We start from the raw sequence: 21,790 nt of genomic DNA on the forward strand, positions 1-21,790 counted from the left end.
AATAAGAGTGCCCGGCGGGATCGGCCGAACGGCCGGGATCGACGGCGGGGATACCGGCAGAAACGACCGCTCGGCGGGCTGTGCCCGGCCGTGTGTGCGCGCACGATTGGTGGCGTCCGAGTCTCCCGGTTCGGCCATTCCGGCGGACGCCTTCCAACGGGTAGCGGATCGGGCGGGGGTCTCCTGTTTGCGGCGGGAGACCCCCAAACCTCGTGCCGCTACTCGGTGGCCGACAGCCGTGCGGCCAGCAGCGAGCAGCCGGTCAGCGCGGCCGGCAGCACGCCGGCGGCCAGGGCGGAGCCGCTCGCCTGCAGCACCAGCTGGGCGAAGCCGAACACCAGCGTCAGCACCGCGACCAGGGCCGCCCTCGGGCCGAGGTCGGCCGGGGGGAGTAAGGCGCCGAGCCGGCGCGACACGCGGAGTGCGGGGAACATCGGTTCTCCTGTCTACTCGGTTCGAACCTTGAGTGGGGTCGCCTTCCAACGGTTCGGCCGGGTGTGCGGAAAAACAGCCGGCCGGCGGGACGTGCCGGACGCGCCGCCCGGATTTGCGGTCCACTTACGGCAACACGTCCGGCCGAAAGTATGGCACCGGCACCCTTCGGTGTCATGGTCACGGCCAGCGATTCGAACGAATTCCCGGGTGAATGAACAATTCTTGCGCCGGCGAGGTGTTCAATCGAACGGCGACCACCCGCCGCACGCAGGAAGAATGCCGGCGGGACCCGCCGGTGAACGCCCTGCATCACATTGCGATTACGCCGCCGGAAACGAGAACAATTCGGATTGACGAACACGCTCGGTCACCGGTCATGCCCCCTGGATGAGGGCGACCCGGCCCGGCGGCGCGGACAGTGGGCGGATGGCGGACCGCGGCGGCTGGTCGGTGCTGTCGAACACGACCGTCGGCATGCTCATGGCCACCGTCAACGCGTCCATCGTGATCATCTCGCTGCCGGCGATCTTCAACGGGGTACACCTGGATCCCCTGGCGCGCGGGAACGTGGGTTACCTGCTGTGGATGCTCATGGGCTACATGCTCGTGACCGCCGTCCTCGTCGTCAGCCTGGGCCGGCTGGGCGACATCTACGGCAAGGTGCGCATCTACAACGCTGGCTTCGCGGTGTTCACGGGAGCGTCGGTGGCGCTCGCGCTCACCCCGTTCGAGGGCGAGAGCGGCGTGCTGTGGCTGATCGGCTGGCGGCTCGTCCAGGGCGTCGGCGGCGCGATGCTCATGGCCAACTCGACCGCCATCATCACCGACGCGTTCCCGCCCCGCCGGCGCGGCACCGCGCTCGGGGTGAACCAGGTCGCCGGGCTGGCCGGGACATTCATCGGGCTGGTGCTCGGCGGCATCCTGTCGGCCTGGCACTGGCAGGCCATCTTCTGGGTGAGCGTGGTGGTCGGCGCGGCCGGCACCTGGTGGTCCTACCGCAACCTGCGCGAGTGCTCGCCGCGCCGCGCCGACGTCCGGATCGACTGGGCGGGCAACCTCACCTTCGCCGCCGGCCTGACGATCCTCCTGGCCTCGGTCACCTACGGGATCCAGCCGTACCACGGCCACACCGAGGGCTGGACCAACCCCGTCGTCGCCGGCGGGCTGATCCTGGGCGCCCTGCTGCTCGCCGCCTTCTGCGTGATCGAGACCCGCGTCCGCGACCCGATGTTCAACCTGCGCCTGTTCCGGATCCAGGCGTTCTGGGCCGGGAACCTGGCGACCCTGCTCAACGCCATCGCCCGCGGCGGCCTGCAGTTCATGCTCATCATCTGGCTGCAGGGGATCTGGCTGCCGCTGCACGGGTACGACTTCGCCGAGACCCCGCTGTGGGCGGGCATCTACCTGCTGCCGCTCACCCTCGGCTTCGTCGTCGCCGGGCCGCTGTCGGGATACCTGTCCGACCGGTACGGCGCCCGCCTCTTCGCCACCGGCGGCCTGCTCGTCATGGCGGCCAGCTTCATCGGCCTGCTGCTCGTGCCGGTCGACTTCGGCTACCCGGGGTTCGCGGCGCTGCTGGCGATCAACGGCATCGGCTCCGGCCTGTTCTCCGCGCCGAACACGACGGCGGTGATGAACTCGGTCCCGGCCGCCGAGCGCGGCGCCGCTTCCGGCATCCGGGCGACGTTCCAGAACACGGGCATGGTGCTGTCGATCGGCGTGTTCTTCTCGCTGCTCGTCGCCGGCCTGTCCCGCTCGCTGCCGGTCACCCTGCGCACCGAGCTGGTCACGCTCGACGTACCGACCCCGGCCGCCGACGCGGTGGCCGCGGTACCACCGGTGGAGCTCATGTTCTCCGCGTTCCTGGGCGTCAACCCGCTCGGCACCCTGCTCAACGCGGCCGGCGTCCTCGACACCCTGCCGACGGTGACGGTGCACGCGCTGACCGACCGGACGTTCCTGCCGCGGTTGCTGTCCGGCCCGTTCCACGACGGCCTGGTCGTGGTCTTCACCCTGGCCGCGGCGTTGTCCGTGGCCGCCGCGGTCGTCTCCCTGCTCCGCGGCGGCGTCTACATCCACGACGAGGATCAGTAGCCGGCGGGTAGGCGCCGCCGGGTTCGTGCGCGACCGGCCGGCGCCCCGGGGAGGCGCCGGCCGGCGAGCGTTCACTGGCCGCCGACGTCGTCCAGGTGCTTGTCGAAGCCGATGTACAGCCGGGCGCCCGGGTTGGCGCTCAGCGCGCCCAGGGTCTCCAGCTCGCGCAGGCGGAGCAGGGCCGGGTGCTGCGCGTAGGCCGCGGCGGCCGCCGAGCGGCGGTTCAGGGCGTCGACCTCGGCGTCGGCCCGGATGCGCTGCGCGTCCGCGTCGGCCTGCGCCGCCAGGCGGGTGGTGTCGGCGCGGGCCTGGGCGGCGACCCGGTCGGCGTCGGCGCGGGCCGTCGCCTCCAGGGCCTCGCGCTCGGCCTTCGTACGCGCCTCGACCAGCTGCGCCTCGGCGAGCCGCTCGGCGGCGAGCACCCGGTTCATGATGTCCTGCAGGTTGCCGGGGAACGCCAGGTCCTTGACGTCGGCGCGGAGGATCTCCACGCCGTAGCCGGTGGCGATCGACTCGACGTCGCGCAGGATGTCCTCGCTGAGCTGGTTGCGGTTGGTGAGGATCGCCTCGAGGGTCATCGACGCCAGCGAGCGGCGCGCGGCCAGCTGGACGTCGCTGTAGAGGCGGTCCTCGTACGCCTCGACGCGCTCGACCGCGGCGACCGGGTCCGTCACGCGGTACTGCGTGATGATGCTGACCCGTACCGCCACCTTGTCGGCCGTCAGGATCTCCTGGCCCTTGATGGTGAACTCGCGCTGCCGCAGGTCGACGTGCACGATCTCGACGCGCGGGCCGGGGGCGCGCAGGAACCGCCGGACCGGCGGCACCTCGTAGCGGCCCGGCTCCAGCAGGGCGTCGAACCGTCCGTCGACGTACCGCAGGCCGCGGTGCGTGCTGCGCACGATGACGTGATGCCGGCTCATTGGGGCACACCTCCGGAGGAAGGAAAGGGTGGCCCCGTAGCGGATCCGATGTGAAGGGATCGGTCGCCGGGAAGGCAGACGACGAGCTTGGTGTGATCGCCAGTGCGTCGCCCGCGTGGGCGCTTGGCTTCTGAAGCCGCCGGGGCCGCCCATGACGATCCCAGCCGGGGCGACGAAGGACAATCGATATTCAGCCGCGCAAGGCCTGCTCGATGTCCTCCAGGCTGCGGCCCTTCGTCTCCGGCAGGTTGCGGTACAGGTACAGGAACCCGAGGACGCCGAAGACCCCGTAGATCCAGAACAGCCCCGTCGCGGTGAACACCGAGATCGTGGTCAGCACCGTCAGCGAGATGACGAAGTCGAGCGACCAGTGGGTGACCGTGCCCGCGCCGGCCGCCTTGCCGCGCACCGCGGTCGGGAAGATCTCGCTGTTGATGAGCCAGATGCCGACGCCCAGGCTGCCGGCGAACGCGGCGATGTACACGCACAGCACGACCACGAGCGCGATGCCGGTCATGCCGGTCTGGCTCGGCAGCAGGTACAGCCCGCCGAGGACGGCCAGGCACACCACGACCACGGCGGTGCCCCACAGCAGCAGCGGGCGGCGCCCCACGCGGTCGATCGCCAGCAGCGCGGCGATCGTCACGAGCATGTTCACCAGCCCGATGCCGACGGTCGACAGCAGCGCCGCCGAGTCGCCGAACCCGGCCCGCGTCAGCAGCGTCGGCGTGTAGTAGATGACGGCGTTGACCCCGACGAGCTGGTTCGTCGCCGCGACCGCCACCCCGAGCAGCACGGCCGGGCGCAGCTTGCGGGTGAACACGTCGCGGAACGACAGGTCGCGCTCGGCCGCGCTGATCGCCCGGATCTCGGCCAGCTCCTCGTCGGCCTCGCGCGGTCCGCGGGAGCGCAGCATGACGGCGCGGGCCTCGTCGTCGCGGCCACGGGTCAGCAACCACCGCGGGCTCTCGGCCAGGGTCAGCAGGCCCAGCAGCATCGCGGCCGCCGGGACCACGGCCAGTCCCAGCATCCACCGCCAGCCGGCGGAGCTGGAGAACGCGAAGCCCACGAGGTACGACACGAAAATGCCCACCGTGATCATCAGCTGCTGCAGGGACACCAACCGGCCGCGCACCTGCCGGGGCGCCATCTCGGCGATGTAGGTCGGCACCACCAGCGACGATGTGCCGATCGCCATGCCCAGCAGGAACCGGGCGGCGACGAGCACCCCGGCTCCCGGGGTGAACGCCGACGCGAGCGCGCCGACGCAGAACACCGCCGCCGACACGATGAGCATCCGGCGGCGGCCGAACCGGTCCACGAGCGGCCCGCCGCCCACGACGCCGACGATCGCGCCGAGCAGCAGCGCGGCCACGACCACCTCCTGCATCGTGCTGGACAGGCCGAACGCGACGCTCAGGTACAGCAGGGCCGCCGAGATGACGCCGGTGTCGTACCCGAACAGGAAGCCGCCGAGCGCGGCGACGAGCGCCGGGCCCAGGATCGACCAGTTGACGCTGACGGCGGTGCCACGGACGCGGCCCGCGGCGGGGTAGCCGGCCATGGCGACGGGCTACCCCGCCCGCCGGGGCCCATGCGGTCACTCCACCCTGAAGTCCGCCATCATCGCCATGTCCTCGTGCTCCAGGTTGTGGCAGTGCAGTAAGAACAGCCCCGTGTGGTCGGTGAAGCGCACCGCCACCTCGACCGCCTCCGCCGGCCGCACGTCCACGGTGTCCTTCCACCCCATGTCGTACCGCGCGACGTCGTGCCCGTTGCGCGACAGCACCTGGAAGGGGTCGAGGTGCAGGTGCACCGGATGGTGGAAGTCGGTGAGGAACCGCCACCGCTCCACCTCGCCGAGCCGCGGGTTCGCCAGCGCGTGGCCCGGCCGGTAGGCCTCGTCGTTGATCGTCCACGTGCCGTCGGTCGACTGGCGGAACCGGAAGGTGCGGGTGCGCTTCGGCGGCCCGAGCGGCTCCAGGGTGCGGCTCAGCACCGCCGGCACCGCGCTGTCGTCCGCCTGCCGCGCGCCGGTGACGTCGAACCGCATCACGTCGAGCCCCGCGAGGCGGTCGACCAGCCGCACCGTCGTGCCGGGCCGCCACCGCGCGAAGTCGACCACCACGTCGAACCGCTCGGCGGGGGCCGCGTCGATCGCGTCGTGGGTGAGCGGTGCGGCGAGCAGCCCTCCGTCGCTGCCCACCTGCGTGAACGCGGCGCCGCCGGGCGGCTGCGGGTCGAGCGCCAGGCGGTAGCGGCGGGCGTTCGACGCGTTGAGGAGCCGCAGCCGGTACCGCACCGGCGCCACCTCCAGGACCGGCCAGGGCGCGCCGTTGACCAGCACGACGTCGCCGAGGACACCCTCGACGTGGTCGGCGGCGTAGCGGAACGACCCGTCCTCGGCGAAGCTGCGGTCGGTGATCATCAGGGGTACGTCGTGATCGCCTTCGGGCAGCGGGAGCGCGTCCTCCTCGTCGTCGCGGACCAGGTGGAAGCCCGCCAGCCCGCGCCAGACCGCCGGGGCGGTGGCGCCCATGCGGTGGTCGTGATACCAGAGCGTGGCGGCGCGCTGCCCCATCGGGTACCGGTACGCGCGCTCGCCGGTCGCGACGGCGCCCATCATCATGTCGCCGTGGTGCTGGTGCCCCGGTTGACCGTTCGCGGGCAGCAGGAGATCGATCGGGTAGCCGTCGCTCTCCGCCGGGGTGTGGCCGCCGTGCAGGTGGACGACGGTCGGCTCGGGCAGCTCGTTGCGGTGCGTGACGACGGTCTCCGTCCCGCGCCGCGACACGATGGTCGGGCCGGGGAACGTGCCGTCGTACGTCCAGGCGCGGGTCTTGAGCCCGGGCAGGATGTCGAGGTCGGCCTCGCGCTGCACGATCGTGATGGCCGTGCCCTCCCGGGTCGCGGGGATCGGCAGGCGGGCCCGGAACTTCGGTGGGAGCGGGGCCGTGCTGCGCAGGAGGCGGCCGGGGGAGGCGGGGCGCAGCAGGGCCCAGCCGGCGCCGGCCGCGACCGCCGCGGCGCCGAGGCCGAGGAAGGCGCGGCGCTTCATGCCGTGGCCTGCCCGGCGGCCGGGACTCCGGCGGTGCTCGCCGTCGCGATGGCGCTGGGCGTGTCGGCTCTGCTGGGCGTCCCGGCGGTGCCCGGCGTCTCGGCCCTGCTCGGCATCCCGGCGGTGCTCGGTGTGTCCGGTGTCTCTGTGGCCTTGGGGTTGCTCCATGCCCACGCCGCGAGGCGGAGGGTGCCGATCACCATGAACACGCCGATCGGCACGTGCAGGCCCAGGATCCGCAGCATGCCGAGGGCGCCCTGGGCGGCCAGCGCGAAGGGCAGGACAAGGCCGCCGACGAGGATCATCCGGGGCCGGTCGCGGCGGCCGGGCAGCAGGACCACCACGGCCTGCAGCAGGGCCACGGCGACCATCGTGATGCCGGTCAGGCTGTGCCAGCGCAGCGGTGGGTAGTGGCCGCTGAGGAAGCTGCCCGCGAAGCCGACCTGGGCGACGGCCAGGACGGCGAGCACGGCGGTCGTGCCGCGCAGCAACGTGTGCGATCTCATGCCCAACACCCTGCCGGGCCGGCCGCGCCCGCACATCGGACCAGGGTTGTCAGCGACTACCACGCTGGTCGTACTGCGCATCTCCACCCTGGGTCCGACGTGGCTCGCGGCGCGATCGCCTATTTTCGACGCATGGTTCGTGGTTGGCGGCGGCTGCCGCCGTGGGGACGCGACGCGGCGCTGGCCGTGGCCGTCGCGCTGGTCGCGCTGGCCGGCGGGATCGCCGCGCCGCCCGCCCGCCTGCCGTTCGACGCCGGCGCGGCGCTCCTGCTGCTCGGTGGGGCGCTGCCGCTCGCGGTGCGCGCCCGGTTCCCGCGGCTGGTGCTGTGGACGGGCGCGGTGTGCCTGCTCGTCTATCTCATCGCCGGCTATCCCGGCGTCGCGCCGGCCGTGCCGGTGATGGTCGCGCTCTACACGGTGGTGCGCGGCGGTCGCCGGTGGACGGCCGGCGTGACGATCGCGGCCATCCTGGTCGTGGGCTTCGCGGGGGAGCTGCTGCGCAGCGCCGGCCACCCGCCGCCCGACCTGTTCCAGCGCTGGTTCCTGCAGATCGGCTGGATGGTCGCGGCGAGCGTGCTCGGCGAGGTGTTCCGGCAGCACCGCGCCTATCTCGACCAGGTCGAGCGGCGGGCCGCCGACGCCGAGCGCACCCGGGAGGAGACCGCGCGGCGCCGCGCCGACGAGGAGCGCCTGCGCATCGCTCGCGAACTGCACGACTCGCTGACGCACAGCATCTCCATCATCAAGGTGCAGGCCGGGGTGGCCGTGCACCTGGCCCGCCGGCGCGACGAGCCGGTCCCGGCCGCCCTGGTCGCGATCCAGCAGGCCAGCGGCGAGGCCATGCGGGAGCTGCGGGACACCCTCGAGGTGCTGCGCAGCGACGCGGCCGAGCCGGGCCGCGAGTCCGGGCTGGCCCGCCTCGACGCGCTGGTCGAGGGCGCCCGCCGGGCCGGCCTGCCGGTGACCGTCCACGTCGACGGCGAGCCGAGAGAGCTGCCCGCCCCGGTCGACGGCGCCGCGTATCGCATCGTCCAGGAGGCCCTCACCAACGTCTCCCGGCACGCCGGCCCGGCGACGGCGGCGGTCCACCTCGGCTACGGCGAGGACGCCCTCACGGTCCGAGTCGACGACACCGGCCGCGGCGTGACCCCGGCCGCCGAGCCCGCCGTCGCCCCGCGCGCCGGCCGCGGAGTCGTCGCGGACACCGAGCCGAGCGTCGCGTTGGGTGCCGGCCGCGGGGTCGTCGCGGACACCGAGCCGGGCGTCGCGTTGAATGCCGGCCGCGGAGCTGTCCCGGATGCCGGCCGCCGCGTTGCCGCCGATACCGGCCGCGGCGCCGCCCTGCCCACCGGCCAGACCTCGGCCCGGGGCACCGGCCGTGGCACGGTCGCGTCGCCGAAGCGCGGCCTCGGCCTCACCGGCATGCACGAGCGGGTGGCCGCGCTCGGTGGTTCGCTGCACGCGGGGCCCCGGCCCGGGGGCGGGTTCACGGTGAGCGCGACGCTGCCGGTGGCCGCGTCGTGATCAGGGTGCTGCTCGTCGACGACCAGGCGCTGATCCGGGCCGGGTTCCGGGCGCTGCTCGACGGCGAGGACGAGTTCGAGGTGGTGGGCGAGGCGGCCGACGGCGAGCGCGGGGTCGAGCTCGCCGCCGAGCTGCGGCCCGACGTCGCGCTCGTCGACATCCAGATGCCCCGGCTCGACGGCATCGAGGCCACCCGCCGCATCGCCGCCGACCCGGCGCTGACGGAGACGCACGTGGTGATCCTGACGAACTACGGGCTGGATGAGTACGTGTATGCGGCGCTGCGGGCGGGCGCCGCCGGGTTCCTCGTCAAGGACACCGAGCCGGAGGACCTGCTGCACGGGGTGCGGGTGGCCGCCCGCGGCGATGCGCTGCTGTCGCCGGCGATCACCCGGCGGCTGATCGGCGAGTTCGTCGCCCGGCCGCCCCGCGCGCCGCTGACCGCCGCGCTGGACTCGCTGACCAACCGGGAGCGCGAGGTCGTCGCGCTCGCCGCGCGCGGGTTGTCCAACGACGAGATCGCCGGGCGCATGGTCATCAGCCTGGCCACCGCCAAGACCCACGTGAGCCGGGCGATGACCAAGCTGCACGCGCGGGACCGGGCCCAGCTCGTGGTGTTCGCGTACGAGTCGGGCCTCGTGATCCCGTAGGTCGCGCCCGCGGCCGGTCCGGCCGCCGGCCGGGGACGGGCACGTGGCCTGTCTTGCCGCCTTGCCGGCCCGAGGGAGCGGACCCGGATTCCGTCCGAGGCTGCGTCCGTTGCAGGACACGTTCGTGAACGTGACGGCGCCGCTGCTCGCTCGCGCCGCCATGCCGGCCGGGTCGGGTCCGGGTTCCGCCCGTGGCCTGTCCTGCCGCGCATGCCGGGTCGGGGCGCGCCGGCCGGCTTCTTTCCGGCGCCGGCCGGGTCGGGTCCGGTTCCGTCCGTGGCCCGTCCTGCCGGGCGTGCCGGGCGTGCCGGGCGTGCCGGGTCGGGGCGCGCCGGCCGGCGCCGGGTTGGACGGGTTCGGTTCCGTCCGTCCCGGCTCGGCGGGATCGGCGGCGCGGGAGCGCGGCTCAGCCGCGGGCGGCCAGCCACTGGGCGAACGTGATGGTGCCGAGGCGGGCCGGGCCCGTGGGGACGATCGTGGTGTCGCCCAGCCGCGTGCCGAAGTAGCGGGCCTGCGGGTCGATGCGCACCTCGCGCAGCGCCGCCTCGCCCTCCGTCGCCTCCAGCCAGCGGCGCACGAAGTCGGCGTGGGAGAAGCGCTCCGGGCCGGCCAGGTCGACCGTGCCGTTGAGCGGCGGCTCCGGGGCCACGTCGGCCAGGGTGGCCGACACCTCCTCGGCGGCGATGGGCTGCATCGCGCCGGGGGAGAGGTGGTAGCCGTCGGGCGTGCGGGCCGACTGGGCGATCGGGCCCGCGAACTCGAAGAACTGGGTCGCCCGCACGATCGTGTAGGGGATGCCGGAGTCCTTGACGAGCGACTCCTGGGCCGCCTTGGCCCGCAGGTAGCCGCTGTCGGGCGCCCGGTCGGTGCCGACGATCGACAGCGCGACGTGGTGGCCGACGCCCGCCTCGGCCTCGGCGGCGAGCAGGTTCTTGCCCGAGGTCTGGAAGAACTCCATGACCGCGTTGTCCTCGAACGACGGCGAGTTGGCCACGTCGACCACGACGTCGGCGCCGGCCAGCGCCTCGGCCAGGCCCTCGCCGGTGATGGTGTTGACGCCGGTGGCCGGCGAGGCGGGCACGGCCTCGTGGCCCTTGGCCTGCAGCAGCTGGACGAGCTTGGAGCCGATGAGTCCGGTACCGCCGATGACGACGATCTTCACGATGTCCTCCAGAAGCTTGCCTCAGGAACTCGGATAACTGTTGTCCGGGTCGACTGTACTCGGACAACCTCTGTCCGAGTCAAGTACGATGTGACGATGAAGATGTCCGGCGGGGTCGAGTGGTCGCTGCACTGTTGCGTGGTGCTCACCGCCGCGGAGCATCCGGTGCCGGCCGCCCGCCTCGCCGAGCTGCACGACGTCTCGCCCAGCTACCTGGCCAAGCAGCTCCAGGCGCTGTCGCGGGCCGGGCTGGTCCAGTCGGTCCAGGGGCACGCCGGCGGCTACGCACTTACCCGCGCGCCGGAGCAAATCACCGTCCTGGACGTGGTCCAGGCGGTCGACGGGGTGGCGTCCGCGTTCGTCTGCACGGAGATCCGCCAGCGGGGTCCGCTCGCCACCCCGGCCGAGGCGTGCTCCGCCCCCTGTGCGATCTCGCGGGCGATGGCGGCGGCCGACGAGGCCTGGCGCGCCGCCCTGCGCGGCGTGACGATCGCCGACCTGGCCCGCGGCGTGACGGGCGACTACGGCCCCGGCGTGTTCGCCGGCATCCGCGAGTGGCTCGGGAGCGATCGCCCGATTTAGCGTACGCATCCGACTACGGAACGTTAGTTTCCCTCGTACGCCCCGGCCTGGACCGGCCGGGCGACGGACGGGGGACCGGATGGCTCGCAGAGGGTACGTCGCACGGCACCGGCAGGGCATGCGCCTCACGCTGGCGCGGGTCGCGCTGCCGTTCCTGATCGCCGGGGGCGCCGGCCTCGCTCCAGGCGCGGCGCTCGCGGCCCCCGCCGGGCCGGTGAACATCCTGGCCACGCCGCAGACGATCACGTTCCCGGCCCTCCCGGACACGCCGTGGAACGGGACGGCCCCCGTGCCGGCGGCCACCTCCGACTCGAACCTGCCGGTGACGTACTCCAGCCTGAACACCGGCGTCTGCACGATCGCCGGGAGCGCGATCACCCTCGTGGCGATGGGCACCTGCACGATCGCCGCCGACCAGGCCGGCGACGGCGCGTACGACCCGGCGTCCCAGGAGACCCGCAGCTTCGAGGTCACCCAGAAGACCCAGGCCATCACCTTCGCCGGGCCGGGCAACACGCAGCTGTCGCAGACGCCGGCGCTGAGCGCGACCGCGGACTCCGCGCTGACCGTGGACTTCGCCAGCACGACGCCGAGCACGTGCACGGTCAGCGGAACCACGCTGACCCCGGTGACGGTCGGCTCGTGCACGGTCACCGCCGACCAGGCCGGCGACACCGACTGGGCGGCCGCGCCGCAGGTGAGCCGGACCTTCCAGATCACCAAGAACGCGCAGACCATCACGCCCAACACGCCCGGGACGACGGCGATCACCGCCGGTACCGTCAACCTCACCGCGACCGCGTCGTCCGGGCTGACCGTGGCGTACACCGCGGTCACCCCGAGCGTGTGCACCCTCGCCGACTCGACGCTCACCCTGGTCGCCGGCGGCACCTGCACCGTCGACGCCGATCAGGCCGGCAACGCCACCTTCGCCGCGGCGCCCCAGGTCGCGATCTCCTTCTCGGTGACGAAGGAGGCCCAGAGCATCACCTTCGCCGACCCGGCCGACACCACGCTGGACGCCTCGCCGGTCGCCCTCACCGCCGGCGCCACCTCGACCCTGCCGGTGACGTTCACCAGCGGCTCGCCGTCGGTCTGCACCGTCTCCGTCGCGTCGGTCACCCTGCTCACCGCCGGCACCTGCCTCATCCACGCCGACCAGGCCGGCAACGGCCACTGGGCGGCCGCCACCCGGACCGACCAGTCCTTCGCGGTCGCCAAGGGGGCGCAGACCGTCACGTTCACCCAGCCGGCCGACCGGGCCCTCGACGCCGCGCCGCTCACCGTCGCGCCGACGGCGACGTCGGGGCTGACGGTCACCCTCGCCAGCACCACGACCGGCGTGTGCACGGTCAGCGCCTTCACCATCACCGCCGTCGCCGCCGGGACGTGCACCGTCGAGGCCGGACAGGCCGGCAACGCCGACTGGAACGCGGCGACCACCGTGTCGCGGTCGTTCACCGTCACCAAGGGCGCGCAGGCCATCACCTTCACCGCCCCGAGCGGCAAGGTGCTCGCCGACAGCCCGGTGACCGTGTCGGCGACCGCCTCGTCCGGCCTCGCCGTGACGTTCTCCAGCAAGACCGCCGACGTGTGCACCGTGTCCGGCACGACCGTGACGCTGGTGAAGACGGGCACCTGCACGCTCACCGCGAGCCAGCCCGGCGACGCCGACTGGAACGCGGCCGCCGCCGTCGACCGCGGGTTCACCGTCGCCGGCAACGGCCAGACCATCACCTTCGGGGCGCTGACCGACAAGGCGCTCGACACCGGTACCGTCGCCGTCTCCGCAACCGCGAGCTCCACCCTGCCGGTCGTGTTCACCAGCGCCACCCCGCTCGTCTGCACCGTCTCCGGCACGACCGTCACGCTGGTGAGGACCGGCACCTGCACGGTGAGCGCCGACCAGGCCGGCGACGCCGACTACGCCGCCGCGCCACAGGTGCAGCGCAGCTTCACGGTGACCACCGGCAGCCAGACCGTCACGTTCGCGACGATCGCCGACCGCACCTTCGACGCCGCGCCGCTCACCGTCGCGCCGACCGCGTCCTCGGGCCTGACGGTCGCGCTGACCAGCGCCACGCCGGCCGTCTGCACGGTCGCCGGCCGCACCGTCACCGCCGTCGCCGCCGGCACCTGCACGGTCAACGCCGACCAGGCCGGCAACACCGACTGGAACGCGGCGACGACCGTCGCGCGGTCGTTCGAGATCACCAAGGGCGCGCAGGCCATCACCTTCACGCCGCCGGCCTCGACGGCGCTGTCCGACGGCCCGGTCACCGTCGCCGCCACCGCCGGCTCCGGGCTGACCGTCGCCTTCACCAGCACCACGACCGACGTGTGCACGGTCAGCGGGACGTCCGTGACGCTCGTGAAGGTCGGCACCTGCGGCCTGAGCGCCGCGCAGGCCGGCAACGCGAACTGGACCGCTGCCACCCCGGTGGCCAGGCAGTTCAGCGTGATCCAGGACCCGGTGCCGGTCACCGTGCCGGCCGACGGGCCGCCGGCCGGCGACGGCACGCTCGGCAACTCGAACGGCTCCACCGCGGTGCCGGGCGGCACGGTCACGCTGAGCGGCAGCGGCTACAAGGCGAACACGACCATCACGCTCGTCGTGTACTCCACGCCGGTCGAGCTCGGCACCACCACGACCGACAGCGGCGGAGCGTTCAGCGTCACCGTGCCGCTCCCGGCAAGCCTCGCCTCGGGCACCCACACGCTCGTCGCGGCCGGGCTCGCGCCGGACAACACGCTGCGGTACCTCTCCGTGCCCGTCGCCGTCGCGAGCGAGGACCTCGCCGTCACCGGCGCCGCCACCGGGGCGCTCGGCGTCATCGGCGCGTGGGCGGTCGTCATCGGCGCCGTCCTGCGGCTGCTCGGCGGGCGCCGCACGTGGCTGCGCTCGGTCTACCGCCCCCGGCATGCCGCTTAGGGGTTCCGGATTCGTCGCCGCGGTGACGGCGCTCGTCGCCGCGGTGGGGCTGGGAGTGTCCGCCGCCGCGACCGCGGTGGCCGGGCGGCAGGCGGCCGACGCGCGGCAGCAGTTCGCCGAGCGCTCGGCCCTCGCCGCGGCCGCGACCGCCGGCGTCGCCGGCCGGTACACGGACACCGTCGCCGCGCTCGCCGCGGCGCTCGGCGCCTACGAACCGCTGACCCGCACCAAGTTCGAGCAGGCGGTCGCCCCGATCGAGCGGATGGAACTGGCCGGCGCGACCAACGTGGTGTACGTCGCCACCGCCTCCGACGCGCAGATCCCGGCCGCCCAGGCGCTGTGGCGCGACCGCGGCGCCGAGGGCCTCACGCTGCGGGCCAGCGGCGCGGGGGAGCACCACTTCGTGGTGTTCAACCACATCCTCGACGGGCGGTCCGAGCCCCGCATCGGCATCGACACCCGCCAGTCGGCAGAGGTGACGGCAGCGGTACTGCGGTCGCGCGCCACCGGCAGCGTGAGCGCCTCCGACCCGTACCACTTCATCATCGACCAGCAGCTGCCCCACGCTTAGCAGCAGCTCGGCTCCGTCCTGACGGCGCCCGTCCTCGGCCCGGCGCGGGACTTCCGCGGCTGGATCCTCATGGGCCTGCGGGCCCAGGACTTCCTCGGCGACACCCCGTACCGCGACCCGTCGGGCGCGGCCGTCGGGGCGGTGGCGTCGTGGTACGACATCACCGCCCTCCGCGAGCAGGAGGCCGACCTGCGCTCGTTCGCCGCGGTGGCCGCCCACGATCTGAAGTCCCCGCTGGCGGCGGTGGCCGGCTACGCCGAGCTGCTGGCCGAGCCGGAGGCGCCGCCGTTCCCGGCGGCGCGCATCCGCGCGGGCGTCGAGCGGATGCGCCGCCTGATCGACGACCTGCTCACGTACGCGACGGCGCGCGACGCCGCCCTCCAGCCGGTGCCGATCGACCTGCGCGCGGTGGTGGACGAGACGGTCTCCCGCCACTTGGAACACGCCGCGGCCCGCCCCGACGCCGTGACCCCTGCGGTGTTCGTGGGCCCCCTGCCGGCGGTGCACGCGGATCCGGTACTGCTGCGGCAACTCCTGCAGAATCTCATCGGCAACGCCGTCAAGTACACGCCCCCGGGCCAGACCCCGCGCCTCGACATCACCGCGTCGACCGGGGACGGCCACGTCTGCCTGACCATCGCCGACCGCGGCATCGGCATCCCGGAGGGCCAGCACCGGGCCATCTTCGAGAGCTTCCACCGAGCCCACCGCGACTCGCCGTTCCCCGGCACGGGCCTGGGCCTGGCCATCTGCCAGCGCATCGCGACCCGCCACGGCGGCGCGATCACGGCCACGGACAACCCGGGCGGCGGCGCCCGCTTCCACATCACGCTGCCGACGCCCCCGGCAACCACGACCCCAACCCAGCCGACGGGCCGCTCCAGGGTCCACTGAGCCTTTCCGGGTAACGGCGGGTGACGTTGGGTAGTCGCCGGCGGTTCCGCGGTGGTGACACGCCGAATCCGTTGTGGTGCAAGGAAAAGACGCGGCACTCGGTCCTGCCGGTACGGACCCGGCATCACCACCGGCGATACTCACGCGACCTAGGGTGCCGATCACCCCGGCAAGCACCGTCCTCGAACGCGGTACCAACGGACACGAATAGGATGCAGCTTCGGCGCACGCCTCGGTTGCCGGATGAGTTCGGGGACGAGGTTGATGTCCGAACTCATCCGTGACCTGCGTGAGGTGACTGCGTGACCACGACGGACCTGCCGCCGACGACCGACCCGGCGGCCACTGGGCCCGACGGGCTGCCGGATGTGCTCGTCACCCCGCCGTGGTCCCGCCGCCGCGAGCCGGTCGTGGTGCCCGGCCTGACCCGCTCCGCGCCGCTGGCGTCCGACGGCACGCCGGGAGCCGACGCGCTGCACGCCGTGCCGGACCTCGTCGCGTTGTCGCGGGAGATGGTCACCGAGACGACGCTGCGGCTGCTGCCGTTCACCGGCCCGGAGCTGGCTGACCTGATGATGGAGCTGCGGGTGAAGTCCCGGTCGGCGTGGACCCGCGACCTCGCGCGGCAGTGGCTGTCCCGCCACCCGGCCGCCGCCGCCCGCGATCTCGTGCCGCCGGCCCTGGAGGAGCCCGGCCCGCGCCGCGAACTCGCCGAGCACGCACTGCTGGCGCTGGCCACGGACGGTCACCGGGATCTGGTGCTCGCCGCCGCCGACGACTACGGTTCGGCGGCCGGCGCCGCGATCCGGGCGATGTTCGACACGGACCCGCTCGAGCTGCTGCCCTCGACGCTGCCGAAGATCCCGCGCTGGGTCGGCGTGCCGACGCTGCCGACGATCCGGCTGCGGGACGGCGTGCGGACCCTGCCGGTCGAGTCGGCGCAGCACGTGGTCACCATGCTCTCGCTGTCCCAGCCCGCCCTGCCGTATGCGGGTCTGGAGATCGTGAAGGACGTCTGCGACCCCGGCTCGCTGGCCGCCTTCGGCCGGGCCCTCCTGCTGCGCTGGGTCGACGCCAACTGTCCGTCGGCCGGCCGATGGGCGCTCGACATGCAGGGCCTCATCGGCGACGACGAGACGGCCCGCAGGCTGGGTCCGCTGATCCGCTCCTGGCCCGGTTACCAGGACCACACCCGGGCCGCGCGCGGCCTCGACGTGCTCACCGCGATCGGCACCGACGTGGCGCTCATGCATATCCAGGGCGTCGCCGACAAAGCCGCCAAGCACAGCACCCGCCGGCTCGCCAGGGAGCGGCTGGAGACCCTGGCCCGGGACACCGGCCTCACCCTGGAGCAGCTCGCGGACCGCCTCGTGCCCGACCTCGGTCTCGACACCGACGGCAGCCTCGGCCTCGACTACGGGCCGCGTCGGTTCATCGTCGGCTTCGACGAGCACCTCATGCCCTATGTCACCGACGCCGCCGGTGCCCGCCGCGCCGCGCTGCCCAGGCCCGGAGTGAAGGACGACCCGGTCGCCGCGCCCGCCGCGCACCAGCGGTTCCTCGGGTTGAAGAAGGACGTGCGGACCGTGGCGGCCGACCAGATCCGCCGCCTCGAGCGCGCCATGGCCGACCAGCGCCGGTGGAGCAGTGCGGAGTTCCACCGGTACCTGGTGGGACATCCGCTGCTGTGGCACGTCGCGCGCCGGCTGCTCTGGGTGACGTCCGAGGGCCCCGACGGTGGCGAGGCGTGCTTCCGGGTGGCCGAGGACCGCACGTACGCCGACGTGGAAGACGAGCCGATCGTCGTCACCGCGACCGCAACGGTGTGGCTCGCGCACCCGCTCCGGCTCGGCGACCGGCTGGCGGCGTGGGCGGAGGTGTTCGCCGACTACGAGATCCTGCAGCCGTTCGCGCAGCTGGGTCGCGACGTCCACGTGCTGACCGACAACGAGCGCACCGCCCACAGCCTCGACCGGCAGGACGGCCGCACCGTCCACGTCGGACGGCTCCTCGGGCTGGTGCGCCGCGGCTGGCGGATGGGCAAGGCCGGCGACGGCGGCATGCTGTGCACGCTGGAGCGCGACCTGCCCGGCGGCCTCGTCGCCTCGATCGACCTCGACCCCGGCATGTTCATCGGCGACGTCACCGCCGAACAGCAGCAGACGCTCGGCAACGTGTGGCTGCCCACCCACGCCGACGGCAAGCCCGTCCCCGGCTTCGGCGCTATCGACCCGGTCGCCGTGTCGGAGCTCATCCATGATCTGCAGGAAGTCAGTCAGTGAGTCATTCCGTGCAACGTCGCAAGCTCCGCACCCGTCCGGAGTACTGTTGCGCTGACTTGGCATGCTCGCGGGCATGCATGAGCTCGGCCGGCTCGCCGGTTACTTCGCCGCCCACCAGATCCGGAACATCCGGAACCTCTCCGACGGCGAGACCCTCTTCCCGATGCTCGGCTACGAGCACGCCGACCACGGGCGGGGCGCGACCTGCTTCGTCGGCGAGATCGGCCGGGACGTCCTCACCGCCAACGAGCACGGCGCGCAACGGGCAGTGTTCGTCGTCGACGGCTACGTCACCCTCGACGCCGGCAAGTTCGACGCGCTCATCATCGAAGCCGTCGAGTACGGACCCGGCGAGGCGTCACTGACGATCGCCGTGCCGTACCGGCCGCCAGCGAGCCCAGGCGGCTTCGCCGTCCACCGGCCGAAGTTCTTCCAGCTCACCGGCGTCGACCGGGCCGGGCTCGGCGAGGCGTTCCTCGCCGGCGTCGACAGCCACCACCAGGCCGCCGCAGTCTGGCACACCCACCTCGACGACTCGGTCTAGCCGCTCACGCGTCCGTGGCCGCAGCCACTCCTCCAGCCCACCCACGTATTGCGCCGCCCCACACTCCCGGCGCCCTGGACGAGCTGCTGCGACAAAATCCGCCAGCGGCCCAACCCGCCCCGCCGGGACCGCACCTGTCCCCGCGTCATCAAACGCGCCCGACACAACTCCTACCGGATCGAACGCCCCACCGACCGGATCACCCGCCACCCCGGACCGGCCACACGCTCGGCGGAACGGCAACCCTCCGGTCATCCCACACTCTCGGCCACCGTCAGGCGGGTGGGAGGCCCTCGATCTTGCGGGCCTGCTCGATCATGCCCTGGATGGCCTGGAGGCTCGGCGCGGACAGGCCCGCGGCCCGTAGGGCGACCGTGCGCACGGCGTTGTCGCGGAGGGCGGCCAGCAGCTCCAGCTGCTCGTCGATGCGTCGAGCGGCCTCGTCGTCCAGGAAGTAGGCCGGGTTGACGCCGAAGAACTCCGCGAGCGCCTCCAGGTGGCGCTTCGTGGGGTTGTCGCGGGCTCCCTTGCGTAACTGCCAGATGTAGGTGTGGGAGATCATCACGCCGCGGTCGCGGATGGCGGTCGCGACCTCCTCGTACGTGTACTCGGCGCGGCCGGCCGGGTGCACGGTGCGAAACAGGCGGTCCAGCTTGGCCGCCAGCGTCATGTCGGTCATGGCATCAACCCTTGACAATCCCACCCTCGCGGTGGAAGCCTCCATCATAAGCTGAGATTTACGGGGGCGGGGGACCCATAAACTTCAGTTGCTCACCGGGGGCGGTCGGGCGGGTCGTTGTGGCCGGGGGATGCAACGGGGGTGGCCACAACGCTTCGCGCGGCCGGCGGGGCCGGTTGAGGTGCGACCGGCGGGGCCGTGATCGGCTGCGTCGCGGTGCGCTGCGCGCGTCGCGACGCCAGCAGTTCGCGGACCTCGCCGTCCACGTCTTGTCTGCCCATCTCGGTGGGTGGGCCGTCGGCGCCGCCGGCCAGCTGCCACTGGGCGTCACGGATCTCGATGATCCGGCGATACAGGCGCAGCTCCACGCTGCCGAACGCGAACAGCTCTTCGACGCGGCCGGGACGCTCGCCCAGCACGACGCCGGGGACCGCCGTCGTCAGCTCATGCCACATTGGTCTCAGCCGCTGCAGTGCGAGGTAGTGCGACAGCCAGCGGCGCACCCCGCCGAAGGCCGGCACCGCCGCGCCTGCGCCGAACAGCAGCAGCATCGACGCCAGGAGGAGGCGGGAGATCGAGGTGAGCAGCGGGCTGTCCCAGATCGACCAGCCGGCCGCGTTGGTGAGCTGGAACGCGATCCGGTTGAGCATGAACAGCAGGCCGACGATGGCGCCGGCGCTCAGCAGCCGCAGCCCGGTGCGCAGCGCACCCGGCGCCGCCCGCCGGCCGCCCGGCCGGAACAGCGCGATCGCGCACGCCAGGCCCACGGCCAGGCCGAGCTGGGTCAGGCAGGCGTAGGCGGTGACGATCGGCGTGCCCGCCTGCTCGTAGACGAAGTCCCACCGCTCCATCCGGCGCGGCGCCAGCAGGAACAGCACCACCATCGCCACCGACATGGCCGCCAGCAGCGCGTAGGTCCAGGCGCGCAGCCGTCGGTGCCGCTCGGGCTCGGGCGACATCAGGCCGACGATGTGCACCATGCCGGCCGAGGCGCCGACGGTCGCGAGGTTCTTCAGCGGCACCGAAATGTCGGCCACGTGCAGGACCTGGTCGGTCCAGTAGGAGAGCTCGCGGCGGTTGATCGTGAAGGAGATCGTGATCAGCAGGGCGACCAGCCGCACCGCGCGGCCCAGCCGGGTCTGCCTCCGCGTGAACCGCCAGATCGTGAAGCCCCACAGCAGGGCCAGGACGGTCAGCTCCAGGTAGTCAACGGGGTCCACGGCGCTCCGTCCGCCGGGCATCCTCGGCCAGCGCCTCGTGCAGCCGGCCGAGCAGCGGGTCGTCGGGCCGGCGAACGTAGTCGTTCAGCGCCCGCTCGTTGATCATCGTCGCGATCATCTCGGCGATCTGCTCCTGGGGTGCCGTGTAGGACGAGCGGTGCAGGACGCGGGCCACCGTCGCCGGGTCGAGGTCGGGCAGCAGCAGCGCGGTCGCGTCGTCGGGCTCCAGCCCGGGCGCGACGTGGTCGCACAGCACGTGCCCGATCTCGTGCAGGATGATGTGCTGCTGGTGGATGCGCCCGGTGCCGGCGGCGTAGAAGACGTGGTCGGCCTGCTCGGTCGCGAGCCACACCCCGCAGGGCGCGCCCTCGGTGTGCGGGGCGGGCAGCGGGTGCAGGTGCATGGGCCGCCCTCGCCGGGCCGCGATGTCGGCGACGAAGGTGTCGAGGTCGAACGGCTGCGGCACGTCGAAGCCGGCCAGCAGCCGCCGGCACTCGCGCTCCAGCTTCTTCAGACGCATCGGTCCTCCCCCGACAATCAGCCTAGTCGCTGTCCGCCGTCGGTCGGACTCGCAAGGTGTGTCGATGACCCGGCGTGAGACAGCGACGACCGTCCGCTGGCGCTGGCCTTGACACCGGCGTCAGGGTCTACGGTTGGCCCATGCGCATCGGGGAGCTGGCGGAGCGGGCCGGGACGAGCGCCCGGTCGCTGCGCTACTACGAGCAGCACGGGCTGATCCAGGCCCGGCGGACCACGAACGGCTACCGGGAGTACGACGAACGCGACCTGCGGCTCGTGCGCGAGATCCGGTCGCTGCTCGACATCGGCTTCAACCTGGAGGACACCCGCCCGTTCGTCGAGTGCCTGCGCTCCGGCCGCGCGTCCGGCGCCGAGTGCCCGGCGTCGATCGAGGTGCTGAGCCGCAAGCTCGCCGACCTGGACGGCTGCATCGCCCGGCTGCAGGCCGCCCGCGACCTCGTGCGCCACGAACTGGCCCAGGCCATGGAGGAGCGGGCCGTGGAGGAGGAGGAACGATGAAGGCCGTGACCGACGAGACCTTCGCGGCGGAGGTGCTCGCCAGCGACGTGCCGGTCCTGGTGGACTTCTGGGCCGAGTGGTGTCCCCCGTGTCACCGGATCGCGCCGGTGCTGGCCGAGCTGTCCCACGAGTACGAGGGCCGCGCGAAGATCGTCAAGCTCGACGCCGACCACAACCCGGAGACGGTCCGCCGCTACGGGGTCCTGTCGATGCCGACCCTGACGGTCTTCCGCGGCGGCGAGGTGGTCTCCCAGGTGGTCGGCGCCCGCCCGAAGTCGAAACTCAAGGAACAGCTCGACGCGGCGCTATGAGCATCGTCGCGGGCTGGGTGTTCGAGGAGAACCTGGTCCGGTTCCTGGAGCACGTGAGCCTCTACACCGGCTACGCGTACGACCACCTGGACGAGGTGGCGCTGACCGGCGTCCTGGAGGACACGAACGACGACGACCCGCCCGACGCCTGGTTCACCTACCCGCTGTCGGGCACGCCGCCCTTGACGGTTTCCCTCGCCCGGTCCGACGGCGGCGGCGGCGTGGTGAGCATCCGGGTGGCGGGCGGTTTCGACGCGGTCCTGGCCGCCAGAATCGAGACGCTCTTCGACCTGCTCTAGCAGCGGATGAGCTACCTGAACGGGCCGCCGGGACGACACGATGGCCGCCGGATTGTCCCGGCGGCCATCGGTCACGGTACGGCGGC

At 73.1% G+C, this 21,790-nt stretch carries 21 protein-coding genes; 12 read left to right on the forward strand and 9 right to left on the reverse strand.

The annotated features are described in order from the left end of the window. Positions 1-218: 218 nt before the first annotated feature. Positions 219-434 (reverse strand): hypothetical protein, encoded by a 216-nt coding sequence (locus IEZ31_RS48710; protein ID WP_190256961.1) that lies wholly within the window; start codon positions 432-434, stop codon positions 219-221. Between the two features lie 427 nt (positions 435-861). Between IEZ31_RS48710 and IEZ31_RS48715 the strand changes: the two genes are divergently transcribed. Further along, positions 862-2,529 (forward strand): MFS transporter, encoded by a 1,668-nt coding sequence (locus IEZ31_RS48715; protein ID WP_229837023.1) that lies wholly within the window; start codon positions 862-864, stop codon positions 2,527-2,529. A 71-nt stretch (positions 2,530-2,600) separates the two neighbouring features. Here IEZ31_RS48715 and IEZ31_RS48720 read toward each other — a convergent pair whose 3' ends face one another. The 4 genes from IEZ31_RS48720 to IEZ31_RS48735 all read right to left on the reverse strand — a co-directional run bounded on the left by IEZ31_RS48720 (position 2,601) and on the right by IEZ31_RS48735 (position 7,016). Then, the gene (locus IEZ31_RS48720; protein ID WP_190256963.1) at positions 2,601-3,452 is read right to left on the reverse strand and encodes a slipin family protein; all 852 of its coding nucleotides are present in this window, start codon (positions 3,450-3,452) and stop codon (positions 2,601-2,603) included. Between the two features lie 190 nt (positions 3,453-3,642). Continuing rightward, complete coding sequence (locus IEZ31_RS48725; protein WP_190256964.1) at positions 3,643-5,016, reverse strand: sugar porter family MFS transporter; 1,374 nt, start codon at positions 5,014-5,016, stop codon at positions 3,643-3,645. 36 nt (positions 5,017-5,052) lie between these two features. After that, on the reverse strand, positions 5,053-6,510 hold the full coding sequence (locus tag IEZ31_RS48730; RefSeq protein ID WP_190256965.1) for a multicopper oxidase family protein: 1,458 nt from the start codon (positions 6,508-6,510) through the stop codon (positions 5,053-5,055). Then, positions 6,507-7,016: a hypothetical protein gene (locus IEZ31_RS48735; protein WP_190256966.1), complete on the reverse strand. Its 510-nt coding sequence runs from the start codon at positions 7,014-7,016 to the stop codon at positions 6,507-6,509. Before IEZ31_RS48735 ends, IEZ31_RS48730 begins: the two co-directional genes overlap by 4 nt. A gap of 132 nt (positions 7,017-7,148) precedes the next feature. On the opposite strand from IEZ31_RS48735, the gene IEZ31_RS48740 reads away from it, so the two are divergent. Together IEZ31_RS48740 and IEZ31_RS48745 are read left to right on the forward strand one after the other, a co-directional pair. Next, entirely contained in the window at positions 7,149-8,540 is a 1,392-nt protein-coding gene (locus tag IEZ31_RS48740; protein WP_190256967.1) for a histidine kinase, read from the forward strand. Then, complete coding sequence (locus IEZ31_RS48745) at positions 8,537-9,190, forward strand: response regulator (protein WP_190256968.1); 654 nt, start codon at positions 8,537-8,539, stop codon at positions 9,188-9,190. Before IEZ31_RS48740 ends, IEZ31_RS48745 begins: the two co-directional genes overlap by 4 nt. Before the next feature lie 406 nt (positions 9,191-9,596). On the opposite strand, the gene IEZ31_RS48750 is transcribed toward IEZ31_RS48745, so the two are convergent. Further along, a complete protein-coding gene (locus IEZ31_RS48750; RefSeq protein ID WP_190256969.1) occupies positions 9,597-10,352 on the reverse strand; it encodes an SDR family oxidoreductase in 756 nt (251 codons plus the stop codon). Positions 10,353-10,448: 96 nt separating this feature from the next. Between IEZ31_RS48750 and IEZ31_RS48755 the strand changes: the two genes are divergently transcribed. The 6 genes from IEZ31_RS48755 to IEZ31_RS48780 all read left to right on the forward strand — a co-directional run bounded on the left by IEZ31_RS48755 (position 10,449) and on the right by IEZ31_RS48780 (position 18,157). Further along, complete coding sequence (locus tag IEZ31_RS48755; protein WP_190256970.1) at positions 10,449-10,934, forward strand: RrF2 family transcriptional regulator; 486 nt, start codon at positions 10,449-10,451, stop codon at positions 10,932-10,934. A gap of 79 nt (positions 10,935-11,013) precedes the next feature. Next, on the forward strand, positions 11,014-13,866 hold the full coding sequence (locus IEZ31_RS48760; RefSeq protein WP_190256971.1) for a beta strand repeat-containing protein: 2,853 nt from the start codon (positions 11,014-11,016) through the stop codon (positions 13,864-13,866). Further along, positions 13,856-14,437, forward strand: coding sequence for a CHASE domain-containing protein (locus tag IEZ31_RS48765; protein WP_190256972.1), 582 nt, complete (start codon positions 13,856-13,858; stop codon positions 14,435-14,437). The genes IEZ31_RS48760 and IEZ31_RS48765 overlap by 11 nt, the downstream gene beginning before the upstream one ends. Positions 14,438-14,506: 69 nt before the next feature. Beyond that, positions 14,507-15,331 carry a sensor histidine kinase gene (locus IEZ31_RS48770; protein ID WP_190256973.1) on the forward strand — a complete coding sequence of 275 codons (825 nt, stop codon included), beginning with the start codon at positions 14,507-14,509 and terminating at the stop codon, positions 15,329-15,331. 302 nt (positions 15,332-15,633) lie between these two features. After that, positions 15,634-17,613 (forward strand): DUF4132 domain-containing protein, encoded by a 1,980-nt coding sequence (locus IEZ31_RS48775; RefSeq protein ID WP_190256974.1) that lies wholly within the window; start codon positions 15,634-15,636, stop codon positions 17,611-17,613. Positions 17,614-17,686: 73 nt separating this feature from the next. Continuing rightward, positions 17,687-18,157: a hypothetical protein gene (locus tag IEZ31_RS48780; RefSeq protein WP_190256975.1), complete on the forward strand. Its 471-nt coding sequence runs from the start codon at positions 17,687-17,689 to the stop codon at positions 18,155-18,157. Positions 18,158-18,431: 274 nt separating this feature from the next. Here the strand turns inward: IEZ31_RS48780 and IEZ31_RS48785 are convergent, their stop codons facing one another. From IEZ31_RS48785 to IEZ31_RS48795, 3 genes are all read right to left on the reverse strand, one after another. Beyond that, positions 18,432-18,836, reverse strand: coding sequence for a type II secretion system protein M (locus IEZ31_RS48785; protein WP_190256976.1), 405 nt, complete (start codon positions 18,834-18,836; stop codon positions 18,432-18,434). Positions 18,837-18,928: 92 nt separating this feature from the next. After that, positions 18,929-20,056: an MAB_1171c family putative transporter gene (locus IEZ31_RS48790; protein ID WP_190256977.1), complete on the reverse strand. Its 1,128-nt coding sequence runs from the start codon at positions 20,054-20,056 to the stop codon at positions 18,929-18,931. Continuing rightward, positions 20,043-20,576: a hypothetical protein gene (locus tag IEZ31_RS48795; protein ID WP_190256978.1), complete on the reverse strand. Its 534-nt coding sequence runs from the start codon at positions 20,574-20,576 to the stop codon at positions 20,043-20,045. The genes IEZ31_RS48790 and IEZ31_RS48795 overlap by 14 nt, the downstream gene beginning before the upstream one ends. 140 nt (positions 20,577-20,716) lie before the next feature. Between IEZ31_RS48795 and IEZ31_RS48800 the strand changes: the two genes are divergently transcribed. From IEZ31_RS48800 to IEZ31_RS48810, 3 genes are read left to right on the forward strand one after another with little or no spacing between them, the layout of a single operon-like run. Beyond that, on the forward strand, positions 20,717-21,094 hold the full coding sequence (locus IEZ31_RS48800; protein WP_190256979.1) for a MerR family transcriptional regulator: 378 nt from the start codon (positions 20,717-20,719) through the stop codon (positions 21,092-21,094). Continuing rightward, positions 21,091-21,405, forward strand: coding sequence for a thioredoxin (trxA, locus tag IEZ31_RS48805; RefSeq protein WP_190256980.1), 315 nt, complete (start codon positions 21,091-21,093; stop codon positions 21,403-21,405). Before IEZ31_RS48800 ends, trxA begins: the two co-directional genes overlap by 4 nt. Continuing rightward, positions 21,402-21,704, forward strand: coding sequence for a hypothetical protein (locus IEZ31_RS48810; protein ID WP_190256981.1), 303 nt, complete (start codon positions 21,402-21,404; stop codon positions 21,702-21,704). Before trxA ends, IEZ31_RS48810 begins: the two co-directional genes overlap by 4 nt. Positions 21,705-21,790: the final 86 nt, after the last annotated feature.

Origin of the sequence: Dactylosporangium sucinum (assembly GCF_014647515.1) — a bacterium.
Lineage (GTDB): Bacteria > Actinomycetota > Actinomycetes > Mycobacteriales > Micromonosporaceae > Dactylosporangium > Dactylosporangium sucinum.

Coding starts and splice junctions, on each gene's coding strand:
- IEZ31_RS48710 (WP_190256961.1), bottom strand. CDS start 434: ATGTTCCCCGCACTCCGCGTGTCGCGCCGGCTCGGCGCCTTACTCCCC.
- IEZ31_RS48715 (WP_229837023.1), top strand. CDS start 862: ATGGCGGACCGCGGCGGCTGGTCGGTGCTGTCGAACACGACCGTCGGC.
- IEZ31_RS48720 (WP_190256963.1), bottom strand. CDS start 3,452: ATGAGCCGGCATCACGTCATCGTGCGCAGCACGCACCGCGGCCTGCGG.
- IEZ31_RS48725 (WP_190256964.1), bottom strand. CDS start 5,016: ATGGCCGGCTACCCCGCCGCGGGCCGCGTCCGTGGCACCGCCGTCAGC.
- IEZ31_RS48730 (WP_190256965.1), bottom strand. CDS start 6,510: ATGAAGCGCCGCGCCTTCCTCGGCCTCGGCGCCGCGGCGGTCGCGGCC.
- IEZ31_RS48735 (WP_190256966.1), bottom strand. CDS start 7,016: ATGAGATCGCACACGTTGCTGCGCGGCACGACCGCCGTGCTCGCCGTC.
- IEZ31_RS48740 (WP_190256967.1), top strand. CDS start 7,149: ATGGTTCGTGGTTGGCGGCGGCTGCCGCCGTGGGGACGCGACGCGGCG.
- IEZ31_RS48755 (WP_190256970.1), top strand. CDS start 10,449: ATGAAGATGTCCGGCGGGGTCGAGTGGTCGCTGCACTGTTGCGTGGTG.
- IEZ31_RS48760 (WP_190256971.1), top strand. CDS start 11,014: ATGGCTCGCAGAGGGTACGTCGCACGGCACCGGCAGGGCATGCGCCTC.
- IEZ31_RS48765 (WP_190256972.1), top strand. CDS start 13,856: ATGCCGCTTAGGGGTTCCGGATTCGTCGCCGCGGTGACGGCGCTCGTC.
- IEZ31_RS48770 (WP_190256973.1), top strand. CDS start 14,507: ATGGGCCTGCGGGCCCAGGACTTCCTCGGCGACACCCCGTACCGCGAC.
- IEZ31_RS48780 (WP_190256975.1), top strand. CDS start 17,687: ATGCATGAGCTCGGCCGGCTCGCCGGTTACTTCGCCGCCCACCAGATC.
- IEZ31_RS48785 (WP_190256976.1), bottom strand. CDS start 18,836: ATGACCGACATGACGCTGGCGGCCAAGCTGGACCGCCTGTTTCGCACC.
- IEZ31_RS48795 (WP_190256978.1), bottom strand. CDS start 20,576: ATGCGTCTGAAGAAGCTGGAGCGCGAGTGCCGGCGGCTGCTGGCCGGC.
- IEZ31_RS48800 (WP_190256979.1), top strand. CDS start 20,717: ATGCGCATCGGGGAGCTGGCGGAGCGGGCCGGGACGAGCGCCCGGTCG.
- trxA (WP_190256980.1), top strand. CDS start 21,091: ATGAAGGCCGTGACCGACGAGACCTTCGCGGCGGAGGTGCTCGCCAGC.
- IEZ31_RS48810 (WP_190256981.1), top strand. CDS start 21,402: ATGAGCATCGTCGCGGGCTGGGTGTTCGAGGAGAACCTGGTCCGGTTC.